Genomic DNA, 13,796 nt, shown 5'->3' with positions numbered 1-13,796 from the left:
TCCATTCAATAAGGGGAATGAAAAGTGAAAACACGCCTACTGGGAGGCATCGTCGCATTTGTGCTGGCAATAGTTGGCACCGTCTTACTGGTCTCATACGTTTCGGCGTCCGAGGCTCGGGCCCAAAAGGACCTGCAGCCGGTCGACGTACTTGTAGTTCAAGAACAGGTTGCGAAAGGCGCTGATCTCGAAAAGGTCAAGAGCGCTGTGAAACTGACTTCGCTGCCTTCGGCCTCGGTGCCGAATGGCGCGCTCAAGAGCCTGGACGGCTTGAACGGGAAGGTCGCCGCCGTGGATCTGCTACCAGGCGAAGCACTGCTTGGTGCACGGCTGGCTGATCCTGAGACCTTGTCAGCGCCCGGCTCCGTTCCGGTTCCGGAGGGAATGCAGGAGATCTCGGTCCAGCTGGAGGCCCAGCGGGTGGTCGGCGGCCGGATTGCGGCCGGCGACACGGTGGGCATCGTCGTCCTCTTTGACAAGGGGGCCGTGAAGGACGCACCCGATGTGGAGTCCGGGCAGCAGATTTTTCACAAAGTCCTGGTGACGAGCGTCCAGCGTTCCCTCGCAAAGACAGCCGCAAAAGCTGGCGACGGGACCACTGCTGAGGAACAGGCCAATACCGAATTGCCCACCGGGCAGTTGCTCGTGACCTTTGCCCGCAACGACGCGGATTCAGCGAAGATCGCTTTCGGGGCCAACTTCGGAACCTTGTGGCTGACCAAAGAACCGTCGTCTGCCACTGAAGGCGCCCCGGTAATTGTCAAGAAGCCGGAGCTGTACCGATGAGCAGATTCGTAGCCATAACAGCAGACCCCGATTTCGAGGGACGCGCCAGGCAGGCGGCTTCCCGCCTTCATGGAAGTTTTCACGGAATCGTCGCAAATTTCCTGCCACCGGGACCGGACGACGTCCTGCGCACCCTCTCGGGCGATCCCATTGAAGTCATCCTGCTGGGGCCGGGACTGCCCGTAGATGACGCCATTAGGCTCGCGAGTCTCTTCGACCTGCAGTACCCGGAGATCAGCGTGGTACTGGTGACCGACGGCGATTCCAGCATCGCATTGCCCGCGATGCGGGCAGGAATCAGAGATCTCCTGGAACCTGATGCAGATGCAGACGCCATTCGCGTCATGCTCGAACGCGCCAGCCTCGCGGCTGCGGGACGCCGGCGCGGCCTCGGGAACAGCGTCGAACCTTTGACCGGGAACGGAAGAATCATCGCCGTCATGTCGCCGAAGGGAGGTGTAGGCAAAACGACTGTTACCACCAACCTCGCGGTCGGACTCGCAAAATTGGCCCCTATGGGCGTGGTGGTGGTCGACCTGGACCTGCAGTTTGGTGACGTAGCGTCCGGACTCAGGCTTGAGCCGGAGAAGACCATGGCCGACGCGGTAAAAGGGGCTGCCGCTGGCGACAGCCTGGTGCTCAAGTCATACCTCACGTTGCATCCCTCCGGCATCTACGCCCTTTGTGCCCCCCTCAACCCGATAGAGGCGGATCAGATAACGGGGGAACAGGTCTCCAGGTTGCTTGTCCAGCTGGCCAGCGAATTCAAATACGTGGTCGTGGACACCGCTCCGGGGCTCGGAGAACATGTACTTGCGACCCTCGAAGAAGCCACGGACGGCTTGTGGGTTTGCGGAATGGACATCCCGAGCATCAAGGGCCTCCGGACAGGATTCGCACTCCTCACCGAGCTTGGCCTGCTCCCCCCAAACCGGCATGTGGTGCTCAACTTTGGGGATCGACGCAGCGGGCTGACACTCCAGGATGTCGAGGCAACCATTGGCTGCCCTGTGGACGTGGTTCTCCCCCGGTCACACGCTGTGCCGTATTCCACGAACAAGGGGGTTCCGCTGCTGCAGGATGCATCCCGGGATGCCGTGGCAAAGGGGCTGCGCAAGCTCGTCGACCGGTTTGACCCGAATTGGGAACAGCGGCCCCACAAGAAACTTCACCGAAGGGCGGTAGTCCAATGACACTTGCAGATCGCTTTGAAGCCGTCCGCAGTGAGGCATTCAAGCAGCCAGTTTCCCCCCGAACTGAGATCCCGTGGGCGGGGAAGGCACAGAACGAGTCCGCCTGGAATGACCCAATCTCCAAAGATCACGGCGCTGATGCCAACGACGCATTGACAGCGGTAAAGGAACGCGCCGGCCTGGCACTCTATGAGCGCATGGGCAGCCGGATGACGGACACCTCGCTGGACGAAGCGGAGTTGCATGACTACGCCAAAGGCGAACTGCGCACCATCATCGAAGAGGATGAGATTCCGCTGTCCTCAGCCGAACGGCAGCGTCTGGTTCAGGAGATCCTGGATGATGTCATCGGACTCGGCCCTTTGCAGAAATACCTTGCTGATGATGCCGTGACGGAAGTAATGGTCAACGGCCCGGATAAGATCTATGTGGAACGCGGCGGCAAACTCTTTCTGACGGGTTCCCGCTTCACGTCCGAGGACCACCTGCGCCGGATCATCGAGCGGATTGTCACCAAGGTCGGCAGAAGAATCGACGAATCTTCCCCGCTCGTGGACGCCCGCCTGTCCGATGGTTCGCGTGTGAACGCCATCATCCCGCCCCTGGCCGTCAACGGATCGTCGCTGACCATCCGAAAATTCGGCCAGGTGCCGTTGACGGTCAACGACCTCATCTCGTTTGGCACCATCTCCCCTGAGATCGCCGAACTACTGAATGCATGCGTCCACGCCCGGCTCAACATCATCGTGTCCGGAGGCACAGGGACGGGCAAGACAACATTGCTCAATGTCCTGTCCTCCTTCATTCCCACTGATGAGCGGATCGTCACCATCGAGGACGCCGTCGAGCTTCAACTGCAGCAGGAACACGTTGTCAGGCTCGAAAGCCGGCCGAGGAACATCGAGGGCAAAGGCGAGATCAGCATCAGGGATCTCGTCCGGAACTCACTGCGAATGCGCCCGGACAGAATCGTCATCGGCGAAGTCCGCGGCGGCGAGTCGCTGGATATGTTGCAGGCCATGAACACAGGACATGACGGTTCGATCTCAACGGTGCACGCCAACACGCCCCGCGACGCGATCGCGAGACTCGAGACCCTGGTCCTCATGGCGGGAATGGACCTGCCGCTCCGTGCCATCCGCGAGCAGATCGCCTCGGCAGTGAACCTGATCGTGCACATCTCGCGGCTTCGCGACGGAACGAGACGAGTCACGCACGTCACGGAAGTCCAAGGGATGGAGGGGGACATCGTGACGCTCCAGGACGCCTTCACATTCGATTACAGCGCCGGGATGGACGCAAACGGACGGTTCCTGGGACGGCCGGTTCCCACCGGCGTCAGGCCCCGTTTCGTGGATCACTTCGCGGACTTGGGTATTGCACTCTCCCCGGCGGTCTTCGGGAAGTCTCCAATTGGCGGTGGTTACCGGTGACCGCGACAAGCCCGGTTCTGTTAGTTCTTGGTCTCCTGCTTTGTTTTGCCGCGCTGGTGTTCCTGTTCGTGATAACTCTTCGTGGCCGTGAATCCAACATCGAATTGTCACGCAGACGGCCAGGTGTCGCCGAGCAACCGTCGGTCCTCACGCGTGTTACGGCCTCAGCATCCTCCTTTGTTGACCGGAATGTCAGCCGGAATGCCAGCTTTGGCTCCGCCAATTCGTTGGAGGAAGCAGGGCTGCGCATTGGCCAGGCAGACTACATCCTTCTGCTCGGCTGTATAGCCGTGACTGCGGGAGGCATCGGTTTTGTTTTGGCCGGCCTGGGACTGGCTTTGCTGTTCGTGCTGTTGACGCCGATCGCCGGAATACTATTCCTGAACATCATGGCCGGCAGGCGTCGGGCGAAATTCGAGTCTCAGCTCAGCGACACCATACAGATGCTCTCCGGCGGACTGCGGGCCGGTCACAGTCTGCTTCGAGCGGTGGACGCTGTTGCCCAGGAGGCAGATGCCCCGACTTCAGAGGAATTCGCCCGACTGGTAAACGAGACCAGGCTTGGCCGGGACCTGAAAGACTCCATGGCCGACTCGGCGCGACGCTTGCGGAGCGAAGATTTCGACTGGACAGCCCAGGCCATCGAGATTCACCGGGAAGTCGGCGGGGACTTGGCCGAGGTTCTGGATCATGTGGGAGCGACCATCCGCGAAAGGATGCAGATCAAGGGCCAGGTGAAATCCCTCAGTGCCGAGGGCAAGCTGTCAGCCTATATCCTCATCGCTTTGCCCGTCGGCATCTTTCTGTTCCTTAGTTTCTCCAACCCAGGCTATCTAGGGGTTTTATACACCAGCGTGCTCGGTTGGATCATGCTCGGGTTTGCCGTTGTACTGCTGGCTGTCGGGTCCTTTTGGCTGAGCCGCGTCGTCAAGATCAAGTTCTAGGGGGAACAAACATGAGCGTAATGGCCTGGTTCATAGTGGCAATCATCGTTGTTCCCTGTTCGGTTATGGTTTGGGCAGTCATCTCGGTCGACCGAACAGGCCTGGCAGCTGTCCGCAGCAATCTGGGACGAAGTAAGGGGACACCAGGGGACGGGCCGGGGGGCGTCGACGCCCTAAGGCTCGTGAAACTGGGGCAGCACTTGGCCCCCAAGGGGTATCCGGCATGGCTGGATAAGCTGCTCGCCAAGGCGGGAAGGCCCGCGGGCATGCCGTTGGAGCGCCTGCTGGTGGTCAAGCCGGCACTCGCCTTGGTGGTTGGCTTATTGGGGGTTTTGTATGTTCTCAAAAGCCCAACAGGAACAACTGTCATTCTGGCGTTGTTTGTGACGGTGCTTGTGTACTTCGTTCCGGACCTCCTCCTGCACAGCCAGGGGGCGAAGCGCCAGGAAGCCATCGAACTGGAGTTGCCCAGCACCCTGGATCAAATGCTGATTTCGGTAGAGGCCGGACTCGGATTTGAATCTGCAATGGCACGTGCGGGACAAAACGGGAAGGGCCCGCTCGCCGCGGAACTCCTCCGGACGCTGCAGGACATGCAGGTCGGCAGGAGCCGCCGGGAAGCTTATCTCGCCATGGCTGAACGCACCGGCGCGCCTGACCTGCGGAGCTTCGTGAGGGCCGTTGTCCAGGCGGATGTGTACGGCATCGCGATAGCTAGCGTGCTTCGGACGCAGGCCCAGCAAATGCGAATCAAGAGACGGCAGCGCGCTGAAGAGAAGGCAATGAAGCTACCCATCAAGGTGCTGTTCCCCCTGATGCTGTGCATCCTGCCCGTACTCTTCATCGTCATCCTCGGGCCGGCCGTCATCAACATCATCGCGGCCTTCTCCAACATGTAGGAGAAATTAAGGCGGCTTCAACAGCGCCCCCATAGACCGGACCCCCTCGGACCCAGAGCCGAGGGGGTCCCCCATAGACCGGACCCCCTCGGCCCCCAGAAGCCGAGGGGGTCCTCTTTGCGTCCGCCCAAATGGCAGGGATGCCAGCCACCCCAGCGCAGAATTCACGCAGGGAAAGAACAGTAAATGTGCAGTTTGGGAAGTCTTGGCGCAGGATGCCGCAGAATCCGTTCTTCGGCGTGTCGGCGCTTGCTATGTTCCTCTCAGTGCTGGTGCAGGGCCAGCCGCCAAACTCGCTCAGGAGCCTTCATGCTTTCTCTCATCGCAACCCTCCAGACCTTAGGATTCACGGCCAAGAACCGCCTTCTCGAGGAGAAGGGTGCAACTGCTGTGGAGTACGGCCTCATGGTCGCCCTCATCGCCGTCGCCATCATCGCCGTTGTCACGACTCTCGGTACCAACTTGTCAGGCATGTTCACCGACATCGCAGCCAAGCTGTAACGACCCAATCCTCCCGAGGACCGATTATGGTGCGGCGAGGTGGTCTTACCTCACCGCACCATTTCTCGCTTTCAGACCCTGATGCGGCCAACGTTTCCACCCGACGAAAGGTCACTACGCATGCGTGAGCGCAGGGAGCATGGCGCTGCAGCTGTGGAGTTCGCACTCTTGGCGCCCGTCCTGATCACGCTGCTGCTCGGCATCACGGAATTCGGCCGTGCCTATAACGCGCAGATCACGCTTTCGAGTGCCGCCCGCGAAGGCGTGCGGGTGATGGCAATCGGCAATAACTCCGTAGCTGCCCGCACTGCAGCCAAGAACGCGTCCGTCGGGCTGCAACCCGCGCTGCAAGACGGCGACATCACTATAAGCCCGACGAGCTGCACCACTGGCGCGCAAGTGACCTTCACGATCACGTACACCCTTGCCACCATGACACGCATCGCTGGGCCGTTCCAAATGGAAGGCAAAGGGGTCATGCTGTGCGGCGGCTAGCTGAAGTCGCGCCTCCCCAGGACCGCGAGCTGGGCGCGGTCAGCGTCGTCGTCGCCCTCCTCATGGTGGCGCTGCTGGGTTGCGCCGCAATCGCCGTCGACGCCGGAATCCTGTACGCCGAGCGGACGCAGCTGCATAACGGCGCAGACGCAGCGGCGCTGGCTGTGGCGCAAAAGTGTGCCTTCAACCTTAACGACCCCGATTGCGCCACTGACTCTGGCCTGGCCCGCGCCCTCGCGAACGGCAACGCCGGCGATCGACTGAGCAATGTGAAGTCTCTTCTCCTCGACAAGACGGCACGCACGGTCACGGTCACGGCGGGCGCCCAGGGGGTGGGCACTGAACCAAATTCCGTTTCGCTATTCTTTGCCCGCACTCTCGGGTTCAGCAGCGCAGACGTAAACGCATCTTCAACAGCGCAATGGGGCAGCCCCGCTGCCGGGACGACGGCGTTCCCCCTCACCTTTTCGATCTGCCAGGTGCAGGGCCATGTCGATGGCGGACTGCAGGTGCTCCAGAATCACGGAAGTGGGGCCAATCCCGGCTGCAACTATGGGCCCTCGGGGGCTGCTGTCGAGGGCGGCTTCGGTTGGCTCCCCAATGATCTCGGCATCTGCGGCGGCTTGATCAATCTGGCGGTGAGTGAAAGCGGCAGCGATCCTGGCAATAGCTCGCCTGGCGCCTGTGACGCCACGCTGCAGAGCTGGGCGAAGGAGATCGCCGCTGGTCGAGACGTTGTCGTCCTGCTTCCGGTCTTCAACAAGGTGACGGGCACGGGGGCCGGCTCAGTTTACGGCCTGACCTCATTTGCGGCCTACAAGGTCGCAGGCTGGAAGTTCAGCGGCAACAACAGCCTTCCAGCCGCGTTCCACAACACCTCCCCTGATGTCCCCTCTGCCGTGGCTTGTGATAACAACTGCAGGGGAATCATAGGGGGCTTCATCAAATATGTGTCCCTGGCCAACGGATTCAGCCTCGGGCCCGTAGACCCCAACGGCGCCACTGTCGTCCGGCTCGCGCAATGATCCCTCAGCACCACAGAGTGTCGTACCAATTCAGGAGCAGTCTTTGAAGTCACGCTTATTGGCCGGGATCGCCGCCGTCGTCCTGGCCATCGTCGGGGCCATTCTCGTCATGTCCTACGCCAGCGGTGCGGACGCGCGGGCTGTCAAGGCTCTTGAGCCCATGGATGTCCTCGTTGTGGCAAAGGCCGTTCCGCCCGGCACTGCCGTGGAAAGCCTTCTGCCCTTCCTAACCCCTCAAAGACTTCCAGGCACCGCCGTGGCCAAGTCGGCACTGCATAGTCTCGATGGTTTGTCCGGCAAGGTCACCGCAGTCGAGTTGCTGCCTGGTGAGCAGCTCGTTGCGGAACGACTTATCGCACCGGAAACTTTACAGTCCAGCGGATTAGTGCAGGTGCCGGAGGGGCTTCAGGAAATCTCTTTCCAGCTGGATCCCCAGCGCGTTGTCGGCGGACGGCTGGTGGCCGGAGACCACATCGGCGTCTTTATCTCGTTGAAAGCTGGCGGCATCGAGGCGAAGCCGGACAAGGAGACAACGCAAATGACACTCCACAAGCTCCTGGTGACGTCGGTACAGCGGGCGGCCAGCACCACCCCGTCGCCCGGGCCGACTGCCAGCGGCTCAGCGGCCCCGGTCGAGGATACGTCGCTGCCCACCGGATCGTTGCTGCTGACGGTCGCCGTGACCGACGTGGACGCCACCAAGATTGTCTACGGCCTGGAATTCGGCACGCTCTGGCTAAGCAAGGAGCCGCTTACTGCCAAGGAAAGCGGCCGCCCTGGAATCATGACGAAACCGGAAGTGTACAAATGAGCCGTTTTGTCCTGATCACACCGAATGCCGACTTCGATGCCCGCGTGCGTCTGGCTCTGGCCGGAAGCCTGCCCGGGGGCCTTCAGACCTTCCCCTTCGTGAATCCTGCAGATCCCGGGGAGTTGTTCGCGAAGCTTGACCAGCAGCGTCCCGAGGTCCTGATTCTTGGACCGGATGTGCCCGTGGACGACGCGCTGCGTTTGGCCACGATCTTTGACGTTCAGCTGTCCGAGCTCAGCGTCATCCTGGTGGGCGAACCGGACTCTGATTTCTTATTGCTGGCCATGCGCGCCGGCATCCGGGATATCCTCAGCCCACACGCCGACGCAGCCCAGATCCGGGTCATGCTGGAACGAGCCTGCCAGTCCTTCGCGAGTAAGAGCAGGTCTGCGGCCGTTGAACAACCGGATGCCCCGAAGGGTCTGGTGATAGGCGTCTTCTCGCCCAAAGGCGGAGTGGGTAAGACGACAATTGCCACCAATATCGCCATCGGGCTGGGGCAGGTAGCCCCCATGGGCGTTGTCATTGTGGATCTGGACCTCCAGTTCGGAGACGTCGCCTCGGGGTTGTACCTCCATCCCGAGCACACTGTGACCGATGCGGTCTCCCCGGCGGCGAGCCACGATTCCCTGGTCCTTAAGGCGTTCCTGACCGTACATCCCGGCAATATCTATGCTCTTTGTGCTCCGAGGAGCCCCGAAGAAGCGGACAACATCACACCCGAGCAGGTGACGCGCCTACTCGTCCAGCTCGCGGAACAGTTCCAGTACGTCATAGTGGACACAGCGCCCGGCTTACCGGAGGTGGGTCTGGCTGCCATGGAGCAGTGCACAGACATTGTCTGGGTGACCGCCATGGATGTCCCCAGCATCCGCGGGCTGAGATCCGGTCTCGAAATACTCCGGCGCCTGGACCTCCAACCGGAGACGCGGCATGTGGTGCTGAATCTGGCCGATTCCGCTTCCGGACTCAGCGTTCAGGATGTTGAAGCCACCATCGGTGCGCCGGTTGACATCAGTATTCCGCGGTCCAAGGCTGTGGCGTTCTCCACGAACCGGGGCATTCCGGTACTTCAGGAGGGTCGCAAGGACCCGGCCATCAAAGGGCTCCGGCAGCTGGTTGAACGGTTCGATCCTGCGTGGCGTGCCAGGGCAAAGAAGAAACTGCACCGGCGCGTGGTGGTCCAGTGAGGCTCTCTGAACGGCTCGCCGCGGCTGAAGGCGGGTCCCCTGCTGCGGCCAGGCTTTCTCCGGAGGCCGCTCCAGCCCCTGTCGCGCCTCCCAAAATAGTTAAGGCGCCGGCGCCCGTGGAATGGCCGCGGACGGCAATCGCCGCCCCCACTTTCGAAGTGCAGACGGAGGCGCACCGGTCTGTCGGCCAGCAGCCGGTTGATGTCTTCGCTGCCCTCAAGCAGCGCGCCGCCACCGCCCTGTTCGAGCGCCTGGGGGCGCGCTTCAATGATTCCGCCGTCACCGAAGACGATTTGCGCTCCTCCGCCCGTGAAGAACTCACCCGCATCATCGACGCTGAACAGGTGCCGCTGTCCGGAGAGGAGCGACTCCGACTGGTCCAGGACGTGGCAGACGATGTGCTGGGCTATGGACCGTTGCAGCGGCTCCTCGATGATTCCGCGGTGACGGAAATCATGGTCAATGGCATGGACCAGATTTACGTAGAACGTCACGGCAAGTTGACGCTTACCGAATCGCGGTTCAGCTCCGAAGACCACCTGCGCAAGGTGATCGAGCGCATTGTCTCCAAGGTGGGACGCCGCATCGACGAGTCATCCCCGCTTGTCGACGCACGCCTTGAGGACGGTTCCCGCGTCAACGCCGTCATCCCGCCACTCGCGGTGGGTGGTTCTTCGCTGACAATTCGAAAATTCAGCAAGGTTCCGCTGACGGTCCAAAACCTCATCGAGTTCGGCACTCTCACACCTGAAATGGCGGAGCTCCTCGATGCCTGCGTCAAGGCAAAGCTTAATATCATCGTCTCTGGCGGCACGGGCACCGGAAAAACAACACTGCTGAATGTTCTCTCCTCCTTCCTGCCCCATGACGAGCGCATCGTGACGATCGAGGACGCCGTCGAACTCCAAATCCAGCAGCGCCACGTCGTGCGGCTGGAAAGCCGTCCGCCGAATACCGAGGGCAAAGGCGAGGTCACCATCCGTGAGCTGTTGCGGAACTCCCTACGAATGCGCCCCGACCGGATAGTTGTCGGTGAGGTTCGCGGCGGGGAGTCGCTGGACATGCTCCAGGCCATGAATACCGGCCACGACGGCTCGCTGTCCACAGTGCACTCCAACTCGCCCCGAGATGCCGTCGCCCGGCTGGAGACCCTGGTCCTGATGGCGGGAATGGACCTGCCGCTCCGCGCCATCCGTGAGCAGATCGCCTCCGCCGTTAATCTGATCATCCAGATCTCCCGGCTGCGTGACGGAACCCGCCGCATCACCCACGTCACGGAGGTCCAAGGCATGGAAGGGGACATCGTCACGCTGCAGGATGCCTTCGTGTTCGATTACTCCGCCGGCGTCGATGTCCACGGCCGGTTCCTGGGCAAACCGGTCCCCACCGGCATCCGTCCCAGATTCATCGACCGATTCGAAGATTTTGGCATCCAGGTCTCGCCGAGCGTCTTCGCCGCTCCCTTGGCGCCAGCCGGAAGACAGTGAGCTGGACGTGACGATACTCCCCATTGGCGTTGGCCTGTTCTCGGCGGCCCTGCTGCTGCTCGGATTCGTCATGCTCGCGCCGCGAAGGGCCCGCGTGCCCCTGGACCGGCGCAAGCCCGTCCAGGACCAGCCAGACTCCCAGCTGACCCGGTTCGCCGGCTCTGCAGTCAACCTGGTCGACGGCTATTTCGCGCAGCGAAAAGTGCGGCTGTTCAGCAGGGAAGAACTCGAAAACGCAGGTCTCCGGATGGGCCAGTCCGACTTCTTTGTGTTGGTGCTGGCCGGCGCCTTCGTCGGCGCGCTGGCAGGCTTCGTCGTAGAGGGTCCGTTACTGGCCATCCTCCTCGTGCTGCTGGCGCCCCTAGCCGGGCGCCTTGTGATCGGCTTCCTCACCGGCAAACGCCGTGTCATGTTCGACCAGCAGCTTGGTGACACCCTTCAACTGCTCTCGGGCGGCCTCAGGGCAGGCCACAGCATCCTGCGGGCCATTGACGCTGCCGCAGCCGAGTCGCAGAGTCCCACTGCGGAAGAGATGCGCCGGGTCATCACCGAAACGAGCCTCGGCCGGGATCTCCAGTCATCCCTCACCGACACAGCCGGACGGATGCGGAGCGACGACTTTGTCTGGATAGCACAGGCCATCCAGATCAACCGGGAAGTGGGCGGGAACCTCGCCGAAGTCCTGGACCAGGTGGGCGAAACCATCCGCGAGCGCAGCGAAATCAAGGGCCACATCAAGTCCCTGGCGGCCGAGGGAAAATTCTCCGCGTATATCCTGATGGCCATGCCGTTCGGTATCGTCGCGATCCTCACGGTTGCCAACCCCGGCTACATGAACTCCATGTTCAACCACCTCCTGGGCTGGATCCTGATCGGCGTGTCCTTCGTCATGATGACCATTGGCGGTCTGTGGATGCGCAAGATCATCGATCTGAAGTTCTGAGGTACCCATGGACCCCTCCGTACTACTCGCCTTGCTCCTGGTTTCCGTGCCGCTCGGCTATCTCGTCTGGGCAGCGCTCTCCGTGGACCGGAAGTCCCACCAAGCCATCCGCGAGCAGTTGGCAGCGGGCACGGAAACCGCAGAGCTCACCGCAGAACAGCGGACCTCGCTGCTGGAACGCATCGGTCATGGTCTGACTCCGGCAGGGTATGTCCGCAAACTCGACAAGCTCCTGTCCCTTGCTGGCCGCCCCACCTCCCTTCCGCTAGGACGCGTGCTCGCGGCCAAGCCCGTGCTTGGCCTGGCCGGTGCCCTGCTCGGCCTTTACATCGGCGCCACAGGTTCCACCCCCCTCATGAAGCTGGTGGGAATCTTTGTGGCCCTGCTGGGCTACTTCATCCCCGATCTAATGCTCCACAGCAAGGGCCAGGAGCGGCAGAAGGCCATGCAGATGGAACTGGCCAACACCCTCGACCAGATGCTCATCTCTGTGGAAGCAGGGCTGGGGTTCGAAGGAGCCATGGCCCGGGCCGGAGAAAACGGCAAAGGCCCCCTCGCCGAGGAACTCGTCCGGACACTGCAGGACATGCAGGTCGGCCGCAGCCGCCGGGAGTCCTACCTGGCGCTGGCGGAGCGGACCAGCCTCCCTGAACTGCGCAGCTTCGTCCAGGCCGTGGTCCAGGCGGATACCTACGGCATCGCCATCAGCAGGGTGCTCCGGATCCAAGCCAAAGTCATGCGTGTCAAGCGCCGGCAACGGGCCGAAGAGAAGGCCATGAAGCTACCTGTGATGATCCTGTTTCCGCTGCTCTTCTTCATTTTCCCGGTACTCTTCATTGCAATCCTTGGCCCGGCCATCATCAACGCGATCGACACCTTCAGTCACTAGTTGCAGGGGACAGCGGGTCCGGCGGAGGCGGGGGATCAACCTAGGAATGAACCCGGAAAGCCGCAAGTTTGCCACAGGAAACACCGGATTATTAAGCACCGCCCGGAGCAGGCAGTAGCGTGGTCACATGTCCTTCATAGGTGATTCAGACGGCGGCGACGCAAACAATGACTTCTCCGCCGGCGCCTGCACCTGCGGCGCGGGCCCTGGCCCCGTAAGCCGGGCCAGTGCCGGACTGGCCCCAGCGCCGGCCGACACTACGCCCCCGCTGGTGGACCCCTCAGCGCTCCAGGAACTCGGATCGCAGCTGGACAGCCCTGCCGCGGCCAAGGGCTTCGCGAGGGACTACACGAACATGTGGGACCAGCGCTACCAGTCCCTCGCATCGTCCCTCGACAGCGGTGACGAGGACGCAGCAATTGACGCTGTCCTGAGCTTGAAGACATCCTCGGCGATGGTCGGCGGCGTCCGCCTGGCCGAGCTTGCCCGGGAGCTTGAGGACGCCATCCGGGTCCGCGACGCCGACCGCGCGCGGTCGCTGCTGCGTGAAGTCGCAGAGAGCGGAAACGAAACGGTGGACGAGCTGCAGCTCAGCTACAACCTCCGGGACCGTTAGGGCGTGTATCCCACTGGTTCTCGTTGGCTGTGCCATTGCAGAAATCATATTGCGAGCTGCCGTACCGACCGAGGCCGCAATTTGCCAGTGCGGCGCTAACCCGATTTCGGGTTGAGGGTGTAGCCGAAGTCTTCAAGAGTGTAAATTTTCCCGTCTAGATCAACGCGCGTGTAGCTCGGATGTGGAGCTTTCAGACCGTTATAGGCCCAGCCAAAAACCAAAAGGGCCTCTGCTGCGACTTTCATCCAGCATCGCTTTTCGGTCTCATCATCGAAGGTGCGGTTAATCAAATCTTTGGTATTTCGGTGAGCCTTCGGAGCGCTCCCAAAAGTCAAAAACCTAAATATGAAGTAGGGCAGCCCTGATTCAGGGTCCACTCCCGGCTCCCGCACCGTGGTAAAGGGAATACTCCCTCCGGAATGTACGAGTTTGAAAACTTCGGTGAAGTAGGGGCCACCCGCCACCAGCCACTTCAGGTAGACGTCGGTGGCCCTGAGGGCGACACGGTGTTCGCGGCCGTCTTCAGTCGCTTCGACTTCAAACACGTGCGGATCATCCCACCTAACGAAGTGCCAGCTATTTGA

General features: G+C 61.6%; 15 protein-coding genes. 14 read left to right on the top strand and 1 reads right to left on the bottom strand.

Going from position 1 to position 13,796, the window contains the following annotated elements; all coding sequences use genetic code 11:
* Nucleotides 1-24 precede the first annotated feature (24 nt).
* The 14 genes from cpaB (AC1MFL_RS14380) to AC1MFL_RS14315 all read left to right on the top strand — a co-directional run bounded on the left by cpaB (AC1MFL_RS14380) (nucleotide 25) and on the right by AC1MFL_RS14315 (nucleotide 13,212).
* Nucleotides 25-786 (top strand): Flp pilus assembly protein CpaB, encoded by a 762-nt coding sequence (cpaB, locus tag AC1MFL_RS14380; protein WP_479810526.1) that lies wholly within the window; start codon nucleotides 25-27, stop codon nucleotides 784-786.
* Complete coding sequence (locus tag AC1MFL_RS14375) at nucleotides 783-1,979, top strand: CpaE/TadZ family protein (RefSeq protein WP_479810525.1); 1,197 nt, start codon at nucleotides 783-785, stop codon at nucleotides 1,977-1,979. The genes cpaB (AC1MFL_RS14380) and AC1MFL_RS14375 overlap by 4 nt, the downstream gene beginning before the upstream one ends.
* Nucleotides 1,976-3,412 (top strand): TadA family conjugal transfer-associated ATPase, encoded by a 1,437-nt coding sequence (locus AC1MFL_RS14370; RefSeq protein WP_479810524.1) that lies wholly within the window; start codon nucleotides 1,976-1,978, stop codon nucleotides 3,410-3,412. Before AC1MFL_RS14375 ends, AC1MFL_RS14370 begins: the two co-directional genes overlap by 4 nt.
* A complete protein-coding gene (locus AC1MFL_RS14365) occupies nucleotides 3,409-4,356 on the top strand; it encodes a type II secretion system F family protein (RefSeq protein ID WP_479810523.1) in 948 nt (315 codons plus the stop codon). Before AC1MFL_RS14370 ends, AC1MFL_RS14365 begins: the two co-directional genes overlap by 4 nt.
* A gap of 11 nt (nucleotides 4,357-4,367) precedes the next feature.
* Nucleotides 4,368-5,255, top strand: coding sequence for a type II secretion system F family protein (locus AC1MFL_RS14360; RefSeq protein ID WP_479810522.1), 888 nt, complete (start codon nucleotides 4,368-4,370; stop codon nucleotides 5,253-5,255).
* Nucleotides 5,256-5,564: 309 nt separating this feature from the next.
* Nucleotides 5,565-5,756 carry a Flp family type IVb pilin gene (locus AC1MFL_RS14355; protein ID WP_479810521.1) on the top strand — a complete coding sequence of 64 codons (192 nt, stop codon included), beginning with the start codon at nucleotides 5,565-5,567 and terminating at the stop codon, nucleotides 5,754-5,756.
* Between the two features lie 120 nt (nucleotides 5,757-5,876).
* Nucleotides 5,877-6,251 (top strand): TadE/TadG family type IV pilus assembly protein, encoded by a 375-nt coding sequence (locus AC1MFL_RS14350; RefSeq protein ID WP_479810520.1) that lies wholly within the window; start codon nucleotides 5,877-5,879, stop codon nucleotides 6,249-6,251.
* Nucleotides 6,239-7,276 carry a pilus assembly protein TadG-related protein gene (locus tag AC1MFL_RS14345; protein WP_479810519.1) on the top strand — a complete coding sequence of 346 codons (1,038 nt, stop codon included), beginning with the start codon at nucleotides 6,239-6,241 and terminating at the stop codon, nucleotides 7,274-7,276. Before AC1MFL_RS14350 ends, AC1MFL_RS14345 begins: the two co-directional genes overlap by 13 nt.
* A 58-nt stretch (nucleotides 7,277-7,334) precedes the next feature.
* Complete coding sequence (gene cpaB / locus AC1MFL_RS14340; RefSeq protein WP_479810518.1) at nucleotides 7,335-8,087, top strand: Flp pilus assembly protein CpaB; 753 nt, start codon at nucleotides 7,335-7,337, stop codon at nucleotides 8,085-8,087.
* Nucleotides 8,084-9,277, top strand: coding sequence for a CpaE/TadZ family protein (locus AC1MFL_RS14335; protein WP_479810517.1), 1,194 nt, complete (start codon nucleotides 8,084-8,086; stop codon nucleotides 9,275-9,277). The genes cpaB (AC1MFL_RS14340) and AC1MFL_RS14335 overlap by 4 nt, the downstream gene beginning before the upstream one ends.
* A gap of 158 nt (nucleotides 9,278-9,435) precedes the next feature.
* On the top strand, nucleotides 9,436-10,764 hold the full coding sequence (locus tag AC1MFL_RS14330) for a TadA family conjugal transfer-associated ATPase (protein ID WP_479815473.1): 1,329 nt from the start codon (nucleotides 9,436-9,438) through the stop codon (nucleotides 10,762-10,764).
* A gap of 70 nt (nucleotides 10,765-10,834) precedes the next feature.
* Nucleotides 10,835-11,707: a type II secretion system F family protein gene (locus tag AC1MFL_RS14325; RefSeq protein ID WP_479815472.1), complete on the top strand. Its 873-nt coding sequence runs from the start codon at nucleotides 10,835-10,837 to the stop codon at nucleotides 11,705-11,707.
* A 7-nt stretch (nucleotides 11,708-11,714) separates the two neighbouring features.
* Nucleotides 11,715-12,596 (top strand): type II secretion system F family protein, encoded by an 882-nt coding sequence (locus AC1MFL_RS14320; RefSeq protein WP_479810516.1) that lies wholly within the window; start codon nucleotides 11,715-11,717, stop codon nucleotides 12,594-12,596.
* A 127-nt stretch (nucleotides 12,597-12,723) separates the two neighbouring features.
* Nucleotides 12,724-13,212, top strand: coding sequence for an Hpt domain-containing protein (locus AC1MFL_RS14315; RefSeq protein ID WP_479810515.1), 489 nt, complete (start codon nucleotides 12,724-12,726; stop codon nucleotides 13,210-13,212).
* Between the two features lie 95 nt (nucleotides 13,213-13,307).
* On the opposite strand, the gene AC1MFL_RS14310 is transcribed toward AC1MFL_RS14315, so the two are convergent.
* Nucleotides 13,308-13,757, bottom strand: coding sequence for a hypothetical protein (locus tag AC1MFL_RS14310; RefSeq protein WP_479810514.1), 450 nt, complete (start codon nucleotides 13,755-13,757; stop codon nucleotides 13,308-13,310).
* Nucleotides 13,758-13,796 lie beyond the last annotated feature (39 nt).

This window comes from Arthrobacter sp. BG3, from assembly GCF_056680185.1.
Note: the sequence above shows the minus strand (reverse complement) of the source record. Positions and strands in the feature narration are given on the sequence as shown.

Bases quoted from the DNA above. Each gene is read 5' to 3' on its own strand.
- AC1MFL_RS14350 (WP_479810520.1), top strand. From the start codon at position 5,877: ATGCGTGAGCGCAGGGAGCATGGCGCTGCAGCTGTGGAGTTCGCACTC.
- AC1MFL_RS14355 (WP_479810521.1), top strand. From the start codon at position 5,565: ATGCTTTCTCTCATCGCAACCCTCCAGACCTTAGGATTCACGGCCAAG.
- AC1MFL_RS14320 (WP_479810516.1), top strand. From the start codon at position 11,715: ATGGACCCCTCCGTACTACTCGCCTTGCTCCTGGTTTCCGTGCCGCTC.
- AC1MFL_RS14325 (WP_479815472.1), top strand. From the start codon at position 10,835: ATGCTCGCGCCGCGAAGGGCCCGCGTGCCCCTGGACCGGCGCAAGCCC.
- AC1MFL_RS14370 (WP_479810524.1), top strand. From the start codon at position 1,976: ATGACACTTGCAGATCGCTTTGAAGCCGTCCGCAGTGAGGCATTCAAG.
- AC1MFL_RS14360 (WP_479810522.1), top strand. From the start codon at position 4,368: ATGAGCGTAATGGCCTGGTTCATAGTGGCAATCATCGTTGTTCCCTGT.
- AC1MFL_RS14315 (WP_479810515.1), top strand. From the start codon at position 12,724: ATGTCCTTCATAGGTGATTCAGACGGCGGCGACGCAAACAATGACTTC.
- AC1MFL_RS14375 (WP_479810525.1), top strand. From the start codon at position 783: ATGAGCAGATTCGTAGCCATAACAGCAGACCCCGATTTCGAGGGACGC.
- AC1MFL_RS14335 (WP_479810517.1), top strand. From the start codon at position 8,084: ATGAGCCGTTTTGTCCTGATCACACCGAATGCCGACTTCGATGCCCGC.